General features: G+C 61.0%; 13 protein-coding genes. 9 read left to right on the top strand and 4 right to left on the bottom strand.

Annotation, left to right across the window (positions count from 1 at the left end):
- Nucleotides 1-53 precede the first annotated feature (53 nt).
- A complete protein-coding gene (locus ACI2KG_RS02150) occupies nucleotides 54-710 on the bottom strand; it encodes an alpha/beta hydrolase (protein ID WP_400614438.1) in 657 nt (218 codons plus the stop codon).
- A 332-nt stretch (nucleotides 711-1,042) separates the two neighbouring features.
- Here ACI2KG_RS02150 and ACI2KG_RS02155 point away from each other — a divergent pair, with 332 nt between their 5' ends.
- From ACI2KG_RS02155 to ACI2KG_RS02170, 4 genes are all read left to right on the top strand, one after another.
- Nucleotides 1,043-2,071 carry an amino acid ABC transporter substrate-binding protein gene (locus tag ACI2KG_RS02155; protein ID WP_201201991.1) on the top strand — a complete coding sequence of 343 codons (1,029 nt, stop codon included), beginning with the start codon at nucleotides 1,043-1,045 and terminating at the stop codon, nucleotides 2,069-2,071.
- 67 nt (nucleotides 2,072-2,138) lie between these two features.
- Nucleotides 2,139-3,317: an amino acid ABC transporter permease gene (locus tag ACI2KG_RS02160; RefSeq protein ID WP_404660628.1), complete on the top strand. Its 1,179-nt coding sequence runs from the start codon at nucleotides 2,139-2,141 to the stop codon at nucleotides 3,315-3,317.
- Nucleotides 3,318-3,327: 10 nt separating this feature from the next.
- A complete protein-coding gene (locus tag ACI2KG_RS02165; protein ID WP_400614444.1) occupies nucleotides 3,328-4,425 on the top strand; it encodes an amino acid ABC transporter permease in 1,098 nt (365 codons plus the stop codon).
- Nucleotides 4,426-4,435: 10 nt separating this feature from the next.
- On the top strand, nucleotides 4,436-5,200 hold the full coding sequence (locus tag ACI2KG_RS02170; protein WP_016498022.1) for an amino acid ABC transporter ATP-binding protein: 765 nt from the start codon (nucleotides 4,436-4,438) through the stop codon (nucleotides 5,198-5,200).
- Nucleotides 5,201-5,492: 292 nt separating this feature from the next.
- Here ACI2KG_RS02170 and algW read toward each other — a convergent pair whose 3' ends face one another.
- Complete coding sequence (algW, locus tag ACI2KG_RS02175) at nucleotides 5,493-6,653, bottom strand: Do family serine endopeptidase AlgW (protein WP_400614447.1); 1,161 nt, start codon at nucleotides 6,651-6,653, stop codon at nucleotides 5,493-5,495.
- Between the two features lie 168 nt (nucleotides 6,654-6,821).
- On the opposite strand from algW, the gene ACI2KG_RS02180 reads away from it, so the two are divergent.
- The 4 genes from ACI2KG_RS02180 to ACI2KG_RS02195 all read left to right on the top strand — a co-directional run bounded on the left by ACI2KG_RS02180 (nucleotide 6,822) and on the right by ACI2KG_RS02195 (nucleotide 11,255).
- Nucleotides 6,822-7,580, top strand: a complete 759-nt coding sequence (locus ACI2KG_RS02180; protein WP_404660629.1) for a Nif3-like dinuclear metal center hexameric protein — start codon at nucleotides 6,822-6,824, stop codon at nucleotides 7,578-7,580.
- 255 nt (nucleotides 7,581-7,835) lie between these two features.
- Nucleotides 7,836-8,753 carry a sulfate adenylyltransferase subunit CysD gene (cysD, locus tag ACI2KG_RS02185; RefSeq protein ID WP_003251799.1) on the top strand — a complete coding sequence of 306 codons (918 nt, stop codon included), beginning with the start codon at nucleotides 7,836-7,838 and terminating at the stop codon, nucleotides 8,751-8,753.
- A 16-nt stretch (nucleotides 8,754-8,769) separates the two neighbouring features.
- Entirely contained in the window at nucleotides 8,770-10,671 is a 1,902-nt protein-coding gene (gene cysN, locus ACI2KG_RS02190) for a sulfate adenylyltransferase subunit CysN (RefSeq protein ID WP_404660630.1), read from the top strand.
- A gap of 209 nt (nucleotides 10,672-10,880) precedes the next feature.
- On the top strand, nucleotides 10,881-11,255 hold the full coding sequence (locus tag ACI2KG_RS02195) for a tail fiber domain-containing protein (protein ID WP_404660631.1): 375 nt from the start codon (nucleotides 10,881-10,883) through the stop codon (nucleotides 11,253-11,255).
- Nucleotides 11,256-11,642: 387 nt separating this feature from the next.
- Here the strand turns inward: ACI2KG_RS02195 and ACI2KG_RS02200 are convergent, their stop codons facing one another.
- Nucleotides 11,643-12,122: an Lrp/AsnC family transcriptional regulator gene (locus ACI2KG_RS02200; RefSeq protein WP_404660632.1), complete on the bottom strand. Its 480-nt coding sequence runs from the start codon at nucleotides 12,120-12,122 to the stop codon at nucleotides 11,643-11,645.
- Nucleotides 12,123-12,249: 127 nt separating this feature from the next.
- On the opposite strand from ACI2KG_RS02200, the gene ACI2KG_RS02205 reads away from it, so the two are divergent.
- A complete protein-coding gene (locus ACI2KG_RS02205; RefSeq protein ID WP_404660633.1) occupies nucleotides 12,250-13,476 on the top strand; it encodes a methionine gamma-lyase in 1,227 nt (408 codons plus the stop codon).
- A gap of 157 nt (nucleotides 13,477-13,633) precedes the next feature.
- Here the strand turns inward: ACI2KG_RS02205 and ACI2KG_RS02210 are convergent, their stop codons facing one another.
- The gene (locus ACI2KG_RS02210; RefSeq protein ID WP_391127640.1) at nucleotides 13,634-14,071 is read right to left on the bottom strand and encodes a ZapG family protein; all 438 of its coding nucleotides are present in this window, start codon (nucleotides 14,069-14,071) and stop codon (nucleotides 13,634-13,636) included.
- Between the last annotated feature and the right edge of the window lie 125 nt (nucleotides 14,072-14,196).

The raw sequence follows: 14,196 nt of genomic DNA on the forward strand, positions 1-14,196 counted from the left end.
AAGATTCGGGCGCGGCGTAGTGGAATAGCCCTACAGCTACAAGCGGTAGGCGCTTATTGCAGTTGCTCGGCCAGCCATTGGTAGATGTCATTCAGCTCTTCGACCACCACTTCGTGTTCCATCGGGTATTCGTGCCAGCGGGCGGCCACGCCCCAGGTGTTCAGGTACTCGAAGGCCGTGCGGCCCATCGACGGGATTACCACCGGGTCGTGCACGCCATGCAGGCACAGGGCCGGGGTGCGCTGCTGGCAGGCACTGAGCTGGTGCTGGTCGTTGAAAGTGGGGGCGTAGGTGGACAGGGCGATTACCCCGCCGAGTGCTTCTTGCCACTTTATATAAGCAGTGTGCAGTACCACCGCGCCGCCCTGGGAGAAACCGGCGAGGAAAATCCGCGACAGGCTGACGCCTTTGGCCTGCTCGGCCTTGATCAGGGCAACCACCTGGTCGGCAGATTCTTCCAGCTGCGCTTCGTCAATGGCGCGGGCGGGGGTCATGGCCTTGATGTCATACCAGCTGGGCATGGCGTAGCCGCCGTTGATGGTCACCGGGCGGGTCGGTGCCTGGGGCATGATGAAGCGTGTGCTGGGCAGGCGCTCCTGCATGAATTCGGCCACAGGTAGGAAGTCGTAACGGTCGGCACCCAGACCGTGCAACCAGATCACACAGGCGTCAGCGGTTTTCTGTGGCTCGAGAATCAGCGGGTTGGTCATGACTGCTCCGAAAGTGTGCGGGTCTTGTTATGGCGTGCGTGAAAAGAAGGCGCTGGAAATGATTGTCGGAAAAAGAATGTCGCAACGATACAACTTTCCCTACTTGACGAGCGCTTAAACGCTACAGCCAGAAAATTTGGTACGCGCTTTGCAATTCAACCTGTGATGCAAAGGGCAGGCCGTGACGGTAACACCCTTTGTAAGCGAAGGCTGTCACAGAACAGTCCATTGCGCCAATTGACCCAATAACAAGCCAATACGGGTCGGACATGCCTCAAAAGGGTGCGGTGCAATTCCGGCTCGATACAACAAGAGCGATTTGGAGGTAGTGAATGAACGTGTTGAAAACCACCCTGGCAGTCCTCACCGCTGCCGCCGCGCTGGGCGCCGTGAGCACTGCCCAGGCCGGCGCCACCCTGGATGCGGTAAAGAAGAAGGGCTTCGTCCAGTGTGGCGTGAGCGACGGTCTTCCAGGCTTCTCGGTACCTGATGCGCAGGGCAAGATCGTCGGCATCGACGCCGATGTGTGCCGCGCCGTGGCCGCCGCCGTGTTCGGCGACGCGACCAAGGTCAAGTTCAGCCAGCTCAACGCCAAGGAACGCTTCACTGCGCTGCAGTCGGGCGAAGTCGATGTGCTGTCGCGCAACACCACCTGGACCAGCTCGCGCGATGCCGGCATGGGCCTGGTGTTCGCCGGTGTTACCTACTATGACGGCGTCGGCTTCCTGGTCAACAAGAAGCTCGGCGTTTCCAGCGCCAAGGAACTCGATGGCGCGACCATCTGTATCCAGGCAGGTACTACCACTGAGCTGAACGTGTCGGACTTCTTCCGTGCCAATGGCCTGAAGTACACCCCGATCACCTTCGATACCTCTGACGAAAGCGCCAAGTCGCTGGAGTCCGGCCGTTGCGACGTGCTGACTTCGGACAAGTCGCAGCTGTTCGCCCAGCGTTCCAAGCTGGCGGCGCCGACCGACTACGTCGTATTGCCGGAAACCATCTCCAAGGAGCCACTGGGCCCGGTGGTGCGTAAAGGCGACGAAGAGTGGTTCAGCATCGTCAAGTGGACCCTGTTCGCCATGCTCAACGCCGAAGAGGCAGGCATCACCTCGAAAAACGTGGAGGCTGAAGCCAAAGCCACCAAGAACCCGGACGTTGCCCGCCTGCTGGGTGGCGACGGTGAGTACGGCAAAGACCTCAAGCTGCCCAAAGACTGGGTAGTGCAGATCGTCAAGCAAGTCGGCAACTACGGCGAAGTGTTCGAGAAGAACCTGGGCCAGAGCACCGACCTGAAGATCGACCGTGGCATGAACGCCCTGTGGAACAACGGCGGCATCCAGTACGCGCCACCCGTGCGCTGATGGTTGCACCCTGCGGCGGCATCCGGCCGCCGCAGGTTGTTCGAATCCCTATTTTTCGGGGCACTTCATGCAAAATCAAATTGGCGCACCCAAGGGCCTGTCCCTGAACGACCCGCGTGTGCGCGCCTGGCTGTTCCAGATACTCACGATCGTCTTCGTGGTGGGCCTGGGCTGGTACCTGTTCCACAATACCCAGACCAACCTGCAGCACCGGGGTATCACCTCGGGTTTCGACTTCCTCGACCGTAGCGCCGGCTTCGGCATCGCCCAGCATCTGATCCCCTATGTGGAATCCGACAGTTATGCGCGGGTGTTTGTCATCGGCCTGCTCAATACCCTGCTGGTAACCTTCATTGGCGTCATCCTGGCGACCATCCTGGGGTTCGTCATTGGGGTGGCGCGGTTGTCACCGAACTGGATGATCAACAAGCTGGCGACCGTGTATGTGGAAACCTTCCGCAACATTCCGCCGCTGCTGCAGATCCTGTTCTGGTACTTCGCCGTGTTCCTGACCCTGCCGGGGCCGCGGGGCAGCATCAACATCGACGACATGTTCTTCATCAGCAACCGCGGCCTGAACATGCCTGGCGCGTCCATGGCCGAAGGCTTCTGGCCGTTCGCCTTGGCCCTGGCGGTGGCGATAGTCGCGATCGTGCTGATGGTGCGCTTCGCCAACAAGCGCTTCGACGAAACCGGCGTGCCGTTTCACAAGTTCTGGGTCGGGCTGGCCTTGTTCATCGTCGTTCCAGGCCTGAGCGTGCTGCTGTTCGGCAGCCCGGTCAGCTGGGAAGTACCGCAGCTCAAGGGCTTCAACTTTGTCGGTGGCTGGGTGCTGATCCCCGAGCTGCTTGCGTTGACCCTGGCACTGACTATTTATACGGCTGCCTTCATCGCCGAAATCGTGCGCTCCGGTATCCGTTCGGTCAGCCATGGCCAGACCGAAGCCGCGCGCTCGCTCGGCCTGCGCGAGGGCCCGACCCTGCGCAAGGTGGTCATCCCCCAGGCACTGCGGGTGATCATTCCGCCGCTGACCAGCCAGTACCTGAACCTGGCGAAGAACTCGTCGCTGGCGGCCGGTATCGGCTACCCGGAGATGGTCTCGCTGTTCGCCGGTACCGTGCTCAACCAGACCGGCCAGGCCATCGAGGTGATTGCCATCACCATGAGTGTCTATCTCGCCATCAGCATCAGCATTTCACTGCTGATGAACTGGTACAACAAGCGCATCGCGCTGATCGAGCGGTGAGGATACGCCCGTGAATGCCCATGTTTTCAAACCCGATATGCCGCCACCGGTGAAAACCGTCGGCGTACTCGCATGGATGCGTGCCAACCTGTTCTCCAGCTGGCTCAACACCTTGTTGACCCTGTTTGCCATCTACCTGGTGTGGCTGATCGTGCCGCCGTTGCTGCAGTGGGCATTGATCGACGCCAACTGGGTCGGCACCACCCGCGCCGACTGCACTAAAGAGGGCGCCTGCTGGGTGTTCGTGCAGCAGCGCTTCGGCCAGTTCATGTACGGCTATTACCCGGCCGAGTTGCGCTGGCGTGTGGACCTGACCGTGTGGCTTGCCGTGCTCGGTGCCGCGCCGCTGTTCATCAAGCGCTTCCCGCGCAAGGCCTTCTACGGCTTGGGCTTCCTGGTACTGTACCCGGTGCTGGCCTACACCTTGCTGCATGGCGGTGTGCTGGGCCTGGAAAGCGTACCGACCAGCCAGTGGGGTGGGCTGATGCTGACCCTGGTAATTGCCACGGTGGGTATCGTCGGCGCCTTGCCGCTGGGCATATTGCTGGCCCTGGGGCGGCGCTCGAAGATGCCGGCGGTGAAGGTGGTGTGCGTGACCTTCATCGAGTTCTGGCGCGGCGTGCCGCTGATCACCGTGCTGTTCATGTCCTCGGTGATGCTGCCGTTGTTCCTGCCCGAGGGCATGAGCTTCGACAAGCTGCTGCGGGCGATGATCGGTGTGATCCTGTTCCAGTCGGCGTACATCGCCGAAGTGGTGCGCGGTGGCCTGCAGGCCATTCCCAAGGGCCAGTACGAGGCCGCCGCGGCCATGGGCCTGGGCTACTGGCGGGCGATGGGCCTGGTGATTTTGCCGCAGGCGCTCAAGCTGGTGATCCCCGGCATCGTCAACACCTTCATTGCCCTGTTCAAGGACACCAGCCTGGTGATCATCATCGGCCTGTTCGACCTGCTGAACAGCGTCAAGCAAGCCGCCGCCGACCCGGCCTGGCTGGGCATGGCCACCGAGGGCTATGTGTTCGCCGCCCTGGTCTTCTGGATTTTCTGTTTCGGTATGTCCCGCTACTCCATGCACCTGGAGCGCAAGCTGGACACTGGCCACAAGCGTTAGGAGTTTCGAAATGAGTGAAGCGATCAAGCAGCCTGCCGGCCCCGAAGGCATCATCCAGATGCAGGGCGTGAACAAGTGGTACGGCCAGTTCCATGTGCTCAAGGACATCAACCTGAACGTGCGCCAGGGCGAGCGTATCGTGCTGTGTGGGCCGTCCGGTTCGGGCAAGTCAACCACTATCCGTTGCCTCAACCGCCTGGAAGAGCACCAGCAAGGGCGCATTGTGGTCGATGGCGTGGAGCTGACCAACGACCTCAAGCAGATCGAGGCCATCCGCCGCGAGGTGGGCATGGTGTTCCAGCACTTCAACCTGTTCCCGCACCTGAGCATCCTGGAGAACTGCACCCTGGCGCCGATGTGGGTGCGCAAGATGCCCCGGCGCAAGGCCGAGGAAATTGCCATGCATTACCTGGAGCGGGTGCGTATCCCTGAGCAGGCGCACAAGTACCCAGGGCAGTTGTCCGGTGGCCAGCAGCAGCGGGTGGCGATTGCCCGGGCGTTGTGCATGAAGCCGAAGATCATGCTGTTCGACGAACCGACCTCGGCGCTGGACCCGGAAATGGTCAAGGAAGTGCTCGATACCATGGTCGGCCTGGCCGAAGATGGCATGACCATGCTCTGCGTCACCCACGAAATGGGCTTCGCCCGTACCGTGGCGAACCGGGTGATCTTCATGGACAAAGGGGAGATTGTGGAGCAAGCGGCACCGGATGACTTCTTCGACCGGCCGCGCAGCGACCGGACCCGGTTGTTCCTCAGCCAGATTCTGCATTGATGCTGTTGGGGCTGCTTTGCAGCCCATCGCCGGCAAGCCAGCTCCCACAGGTACTGCACAGGGCTTGAGGCTGGTGCTGTCCCTGTGCAGGCTGTGTGAAAACCTCCCGACCGATGTAGCTGTTCAAAAACATCCTAAAAATCGCGCTCTTACGCAAAATCTGGGTCTGCTGAGCAGCCAACTCTTTTCAGATTTCACGTACGAGCGCGATCATCGAAAAGTGACGGGGGTTTTCACACAGCCTGTGTGGGAGCTGGCTTGCCGGCGATGGGCCGCAAAGCGGCCCCGATGGTTACTTCTCTTCTTGAGCAGCAGCCGGCGCCGGTGGTGGCCGCAGCCCCACCTCGGCCACCAGCTTCAGCTGCTGCCCATTGCGCATCACCTCGATGGTGATCTTCTCGTTAGGCTTGATCCGCGCCACCTGGTTCATCGACTTGCGCCCGTCACCGGCCGGTTCGCCGTTGATGCTCAGGATCACGTCACCCAGTTGCAGCCCGGCCTTGGCTGCCGGCCCTTCGCGGAAGATGCCCGCCACCACGATGCCCGGGCGGTCCTTCATGCCAAACGATTCGGCCAGCTCCTGGCTCAGCGGCTGCACTTCGATGCCCAGCCAGCCACGAATCACCTGGCCATGCTCGACGATCGACTTCATCACTTCCAGCGCCAGTTTCACCGGGATGGCAAAGCCGATGCCCTGCGAACCGCCAGACTTGGAGAAGATTGCAGTGTTGATGCCGACCAGATTGCCGTTGGCATCCACCAGCGCCCCCCCGGAGTTGCCCGGGTTGATCGCCGCATCGGTCTGGATGAAGTCTTCGTAGTTGTTCAGGCCCAACTGGTTACGGCCAGTGGCGCTGATGATGCCCATGGTCACGGTCTGGCCGACGCCGAACGGGTTGCCGATAGCCAGCGTCACGTCGCCGATGTGAATGGTGTCGGAACGGCCGATGGTAATGGCGGGCAGGTTCTTCAGGTCGATCTTCAGCACCGCCAGGTCGGTTTCCGGGTCGCTGCCGATCACCCGGGCCAGGGTTTCGCGGCCATCTTTCAGGGCCACGACGATCTGGTCGGCGCCGCTGGTGACGTGGTTGTTGGTCAGCAGGTAGCCTTCGGGGCTCATGATCACCGCCGAACCCAGGCTCGACTCCCAGCGGCGCTGCTTGGGCAGGTTGTCGCCGAAGAAGCGGCGGAACTGCGGGTCTTCGAACAGTGGGTGGGCGCTTTTGTTCACCACTTTGGTGGTGTACAGGTTGACCACCGCCGGGGCGGCGAGGGTCACGGCGTCGGCATACGACACAGGGCCCTGCATGATCCGCGTGGTCTGCGGGGCCTGCTGCAGGTTGACGTCCTGGCTGGGCAGGCCGACCCACTCCGGGTAACGCTGGATGATCAGCATGGCGATCAGTACGCCGGTAAGCAGGGGCCAGCCAAAGTAACGCAAAGCCTTGAACATGAACGGATCCTGGAAAGAGCGGGGGCCAGCGGCCGCGCGGTGGGGCATGAGCGCGCGCGATCATACACCGGTTCCCCCAGTGCCGGCGACGGCCCATAATGGCCGGCATTATACGGGCGTTCCCTCTGCGTTGTGCCCGGGAAAAGCGCAGTTTTCGAGGAGATTTTCATGGCCGTCGCTCTTAACACCCTGGTTGAGGAAGCCGAGCGTTACCTGGGCAGCGCGAAGATCCAGGATTATTGCCCCAACGGGTTACAGGTAGAAGGCCGGCCGCAGGTCAGCCGCATCGTCAGTGGCGTTACCGCCAGCCAGGCGTTGCTGGATGCGGCAGTCGAAGCCGAGGCCGACCTGGTGTTGGTACACCATGGCTACTTCTGGAAGGGCGAAAATCCTTGTATCACCGGCATTCGCCAGCGCCGGTTGAAGACCTTGCTGAACAACGACATCAGCCTGCTGGCGTTCCACTTGCCGCTGGATGTACACCCAGAGGTGGGCAACAACGTGCAACTGGCACGGCACCTGGACATCACCGTCGAAGGGCCGCTGGACCCGGAGAACCTCAAGGTGGTCGGGCTGGTCGGCTCGCTGGCCGAGCCGATCACCTCGCGCGACTTTGCCCGGCGGGTGCAGGAAGTGCTGGGGCGTGAGCCGTTGCTGGTCGAAGGCGACCAGATGATTCGCCGGGTTGGCTGGTGCACCGGGGGCGGGCAGGGCTACATCGACACGGCGATTGCTGCCGGGGTCGATTTGTACCTGACCGGCGAGGCGTCGGAGCAGACCTATCACAGTGCCCGCGAGAATGGTGTCAGCTTCATTGCTGCCGGGCACCATGCTACCGAGCGCTATGGGGTGCAGGCGCTGGGTGATTACCTGGCGCGGCGGTTTGCCGTGGAGCACCTGTTCATCGATTGCCCTAATCCGATCTGACCTTACTGGCCTCATCGCCGGCAAGCCAGCTCCCACAGGTACTGCGCAGGCCTGCAGACTTGTGCAGCTCTCTGTGGGAGCTGGCTTGCCGGCGATGGGCCGCAAGGCGGCCCCCGTTTCAGCCCAAACCCCCAGTCATATCGTTAGACCTTTTCGATCTAGCCAGCCTCCTAAATAGAAGCAGCCGCTGTGATAAAGTGGCCCGCTCGAACACGGCCCGCAGGCCGTCCATAAGATCGTTTTTCGTGAGTAGCCATGGTCGACAAACTGACGCACTTGAAACAGCTGGAGGCGGAAAGCATCCACATCATCCGCGAGGTGGCGGCCGAGTTCGACAACCCGGTAATGCTGTACTCGATCGGCAAGGATTCCGCCGTGATGCTGCACCTGGCGCGCAAGGCCTTCTTCCCGGGCAAGCTGCCGTTCCCGGTGATGCACGTCGACACCCAGTGGAAATTCCAGGAGATGTACAGCTTCCGCGACAAGATGGTCGAGGAAATGGGCCTGGAGCTGATCACCCACGTCAACCCTGAGGGTGTGGCGCAGGGCATCAACCCGTTCACCCATGGCAGCTCCAAGCACACCGACATCATGAAAACCCAAGGCCTGAAGCAGGCGCTGGACAAGCATGGTTTCGATGCCGCCTTCGGTGGCGCGCGCCGCGACGAAGAGAAGTCGCGGGCCAAGGAGCGTGTGTACTCGTTCCGTGACAGCAAGCACCGCTGGGACCCGAAGAACCAGCGCCCCGAGCTGTGGAACGTGTACAACGGCAAGGTCAACAAGGGCGAGTCGATCCGTGTCTTCCCGCTGTCGAACTGGACCGAGCTGGACATCTGGCAGTACATCTACCTTGAAGGCATCCCGATCGTGCCGCTGTACTTCGCCGCCGAGCGTGAAGTCATCGAGAAGAACGGCACCCTGATCATGATCGACGACGAGCGCATTCTCGAGCACCTCTCCGAGGAAGAGAAAGCCCGCATCGTCAAGAAGAAGGTGCGTTTCCGTACCCTCGGCTGCTACCCGCTCACGGGCGCTGTCGAGTCGGAAGCCGAAACGCTCACCGACATCATTCAGGAAATGCTCCTGACGCGCACTTCCGAGCGCCAGGGCCGGGTCATCGACCACGATGGCGCCGGTTCCATGGAAGACAAGAAACGTCAGGGCTACTTCTAATTTTCAGGGTTACTCCATGTCGCACCAATCCGATTTGATCAGCGAAGACATCCTCGCTTATCTGGCTCAGCACGAGCGTAAAGAACTGCTGCGTTTCCTCACCTGCGGCAACGTGGATGACGGCAAGAGCACCCTGATCGGGCGCCTGCTGCACGACTCCAAGATGATCTACGAGGACCACCTCGAGGCAATCACCCGTGACTCGAAAAAGTCCGGCACTACCGGCGAAGAAGTCGACCTGGCGCTGCTGGTAGACGGCCTGCAGGCCGAGCGTGAGCAGGGCATCACCATCGATGTCGCCTACCGCTACTTCTCCACCGCCAAGCGCAAGTTCATCATCGCCGACACCCCGGGCCACGAGCAGTACACCCGCAACATGGCCACCGGTGCGTCCACCTGCGACCTGGCGATCATCCTGGTCGATGCCCGCTACGGCGTGCAGACGCAGACCCGCCGCCACAGCTACATTGCCTCGTTGCTGGGCATCAAGCACATCGTGGTCGCGGTCAACAAGATGGACCTGAAAGGCTTCGATGAAGGCGTGTTCGAGTCGATCAAAGCCGACTACCTGAAGTTTGCCGAAGCCATCAACCTGACCCCGAGCAGCCTGCACTTCGTGCCGATGTCGGCGCTCAAGGGTGACAACGTGGTCAACCACAGCGAGCAGTCGCCGTGGTACAGCGGCCCGACGCTGATGGAAATCCTCGAAACCGTCGAGGTTTCGGCTGATCGCAACTTCACCGACCTGCGTTTCCCGGTGCAGTACGTCAACCGCCCAAACCTGAACTTCCGCGGCTTTGCCGGCACCCTCGCCAGCGGCGTGGTGCACAAGGGCGACGAAATCGTCGTGCTGCCATCGGGCAAGAGCAGCCGGGTCAAGTCCATCGTCACCTACGAAGGTGAACTGGAAAACGCAGGTCCCGGCCAGGCCGTGACCCTGACCATGGAAGACGAGATCGACATCTCCCGTGGTGACCTGCTGGTACACGCCGACAACGTTCCACCGGTAACCGACCAGTTCGATGCCATGCTGGTGTGGATGGCCGAAGAGCCGATGCTCCCGGGCAAGAAGTACGACATCAAGCGCGCCACCAGCTACGTGCCGGGCTCGATTGCCAGCATCACCCACAAGGTTGATGTGAACACCCTCGAGAAGGACGCTGCCAGCGCCCTGCAGTTGAACGAGATTGGCCGCGTCAAGGTGTCCCTGGACAGCGCCATCGCCCTGGACGGTTACGACAGTAACCGCACCACTGGTGCGTTCATCGTCATCGACCGCCTGACCAACGGCACCGTCGGCGCCGGCATGATCATCGCCCAGCCAGTCCTGCCGCATGGCAGCACCGGCCAGCATGGCAAACTGGCCCACGTGTCCACCGAAGAGCGCGCCCTGCGCTTTGGTCAGCAGCCGGCTACCGTGCTGTTCAGCGGCCTCTCCGGCGCTGGCAAGAGCACCTTGGCCTATGCCGTAGAGCGCAAGCTGTTCGACATGGGCCGTGCGGTGTACGTGCTCGACGGCCAGAACCTGCGCCACGACTTGAACAAGGGCCTGCCACAGGACCGCGCCGGCCGCACCGAGAACTGGCGCCGCGCCGCCCATGTGGCGCGCCAGTTCAACGAAGCCGGCATGCTGACCCTGGCTGCGTTCGTTGCCCCGGACGCCGAAGGCCGCGAACAGGCCAAGGCACTCATCGGCAAGGAACGCCTGGTGACCGTTTACGTGCAGGCTTCGCCACTGGCCTGCCGCGAGCGTGACCCGCAAGGCCTGTATGCCGCCGGCGGCGACAACATCCCGGGCGAAAGCTTCCCGTTCGATGTGCCGCTGGACGCCGACCTGGTGATCGACACCCAGTCGATCAGCGTCGACGAAGGCGTTAAGCGGGTGCTTGACGTACTGCGTCAGCGTGGCGCTATCTAAGCGCTGGGCTGCAAGAAAAACCCCGCTCCGGCGGGGTTTTTTTGTGGTGCGCGTACAGTGCCTCTTTTACTGGTTGTAATGTCCACCCCTATCTATTTCGTACTACAAATCACGTCGCCATTTCCTACAGCGCTGAACGACGCATCCGACTATGGAGTAGGAAACCGTTCGCTCACTCTGTGTGCTTCTGAGCATAAGGAGGCATAGCGATGAAGTTTTCCCAACTTTTCGCAGCATTGACGTTGGTATCGGCTGTTGGGTTATCGGGCATGGCACATGCAGATCTGGGCGCCAAATGTTGTCCTTTCAGTGATAAAAGTCTGAAAACCGACATAGAGCGTTTGCTGAATTCCACGGAAACCTTGCAGCAGATTCAAGGTGTGCGGATGAAGTGGATAGCGTCCGGTCGCAATGACATTGGGGTGATCGCACAGGACGTACAAAAGGTCTATCCGGAGCTGGTGCATGAGAAGGATGGGCTGCTGACGGTGGACTACGAAAAGCTGGTTGCGCCTTTGATCGAGGCTGTCCGTGAACTGGATCAGCGTGTAAAGACTTTGGAGAAGGCCGGCGCCTCGCACTAACAGCTGTTGCAACATTCACCCTTTCAGGCTGATGTTGAACAGGCGTTAAAGGCATGTGCATGAACTAGCGGAACGGGAATTTTTGCCCAATGCCCAAAGAAGCCAGGCGAGGGCACGCTGGGTGAGCTGGTGAATTGGCCAGTGCATTCAAGAGGCGTATTACCATGAGCGTATTCCCGAACTACAGCCACCTGTACATTTGCCGCAGCGGCGGTGACGACGATGAAGGTGGTCAGTCCTGGCGTAAGCCTTGATCTGAAATGGCGGGCCGCTCTGCAGGGGTTCCTTAGGCGGCTCAGAAGTATGAAAAAGGCCTCTTTCGAGGCCTTTTTCTATCGAGCAAGCGCCCCGTAGTGAGCATATTTGTCTAAGTCGGAAAGATCTGTCTCAGATGTGTTTTTCCGACACCGGTATCACCCGTTTGTCCTTCACTGCCTTGTACGAAAAACTCGAATAAATCTCCTTCACCCCCGGTAACCGCTGCAGCACTTCGCGGGTGAACTCGCCGAACGACTCCAGGTCCCGCGCCAGGATCTCCAGCAAGAAGTCATAGCGCCCGGAAATGTTGTGGCAGGCGACAATTTCGGGAATTTCCATCAGCCGCCGCTCGAACGCCAGCGCCATATCCTTGGTGTGCGAGTCCATCATGATGCTGACGAACGCCGTAACACCAAACCCCAGCGATTTGGGCGAGAGGATGGCCTGGTAGCCGGTGATGTAACCATTGTCTTCCAGCAGTTTCACCCGCCGCCAGCAGGGTGAAGTGGTCAGTGCCACCTGGTCGGCCAGTTCGGCAACGGTGAGGCGGGCATTGTCCTGCAGGGCGGCGAGCAGGGCGCGGTCGGTGCGGTCGAGGCTTGAAGGCATGTTTTGCCCTCCTGGTCCGGTAATTATTGTTTTTGTTCCAGCATGCACGCAGATGCGTGGGTTATTTTGGAAAAAATCGGGCAGCTCGGTGGCATAAGCTTATAACAAACCACAAGAGGCTGTTGCCATGCGCGACTCCCATCACAACACCGGTTTTTCCACGCGGGCCATTCACCATGGCTACGACCCGCTTTCTCACGGTGGCGCCCTGGTGCCGCCGGTGTACCAGACCGCCACCTACGCCTTCCCGACTGTTGAATATGGCGCTGCATGCTTCGCCGGAGAAGAACCGGGGCATTTCTACAGCCGTATCTCCAACCCTACCCTGGCCCTGCTGGAACAGCGCATGGCCTCGCTGGAGGGCGGCGAGGCGGGGTTGGCATTGGCGTCGGGCATGGGCGCCATCACCTCGACGATCTGGACCTTGCTGCGCCCCGGCGATGAGCTGATCGTCGGGCGCACACTGTACGGCTGCACCTTTGCTTTCCTGCACCATGGCATTGGCGAATTCGGCGTGAAGATCCGCCATGTCGACCTGAACGATGCCAAGGCCCTGAAAGCGGCGATCAACGGCAAAACGCGGATGATCTACTTTGAAACGCCGGCCAACCCCAACATGCAGCTGGTGGATATCGCCGTGGTGGCCGAGGCGGTGCGTGAGCATGATGTGCATGTGGTGGTCGACAACACCTATTGCACGCCCTACCTGCAGCGGCCGCTGGAGCTGGGGGCGGACCTGGTGGTGCATTCGGCGACCAAGTACCTCAGCGGTCACGGTGATATCACTGCCGGCCTGGTGGTCGGGCGCAAGGCGCTGGTCGACCGTATTCGCCTGGAAGGGCTGAAAGACATGACCGGGGCGGTGCTGTCGCCGCATGATGCGGCGCTGCTGATGCGCGGTATGAAGACCTTGGCCCTGCGCATGGACCGGCATTGCGCAAACGCCCAGAAGGTGGCTGAGTTTCTGGTGCGGCAGCCGCAGGTGGAACTGATTCACTACCCGGGGTTGCCGTCGTTCGCCCAGTACGCGCTGGCGCAGCGGCAGATGCGTTTGCCGGGCGGGATGATTGCCTTTGAGCTCAAGGGCGGTATCGAGGCCGGGCGCAGGTTCATGAACGCACTGCAGCTGTTTGCCCGGGCGGTGAGCCTGGGGGATGCCGAGTCGCTGGCGCAGCACCCGGCGAGTATGACCCATTCCAGCTATACGCCGCAGGAGCGGGCGCATCACGGGATCTCGGAGGGGCTGGTGCGGTTGTCGGTGGGGCTGGAGGATGTGGAGGACCTGCTGGCTGATATCCAACAGGCATTGGGGGCACCTGTAGGAGCGGCCTTGTGTCGCGAAAGGGGCGCGTAGCGGCCCCAGGATTTCAGCCATCCTGCAATACTGTCGGGGCTGCGGTGCAGCCCTTTCGCGACGCAAGGCCGCTCCTACAGGGGATCGTGTACAGGCTTTGGCCGGCGCCCACAAAAAAGGCCTCTCGCGAGGCCTTTTTCATGTTCATGTCAGCGGATCAACGCTTGAGCCCGTAGCTCTCGTCGAGCATGCCCGGCGAGTTTGGCGCTTTTGGCGCGTAGTCGCGGGGTACTTCGGCAGTGTCCTTTGGCGGCGTCAGGCGGTCACGCGGGCCTTGGCTGCCTTCGGAGTGCAGCGCGGCCAGCAGGCGCTGGCGGGTCAGTTCGTCCAGTGCCAAGGTGTTGGCACCGTCGGCCAGGTGGTCCTGGACATCCTGGTAGCTCTGGGTCAGCTTCTTCACCAGTACTGCAGTGCTGTTGAAGTGGGTCACCACTTCGTTCTGGTAGCTGTCGAAGCGCTTCTGCATCTCATCCAGCTGACGCTGGGTGCTGCTCGGCGCGGCATTGGGCAGCAGGCGGGCCACGACGAAACCAACTACCACACCAATGACCAGGGCCAAGGTCGGCAACAACCAAACAAGGAGCGAGAGTTCCACGAGTCCTTCCTCTATAAACGGCTTTGCTTTACGTTAACGGCTCAGACCTGCGCTGTATACCGCGAGCGATCGCAAATCAGAACAGAATTCCTCACCTAGACGAATCGACCCTCCCTGAGGTCACG

The organism is Pseudomonas sp. NPDC089407 (genome assembly GCF_044900445.1).
Classification (GTDB): domain Bacteria; phylum Pseudomonadota; class Gammaproteobacteria; order Pseudomonadales; family Pseudomonadaceae; genus Aquipseudomonas.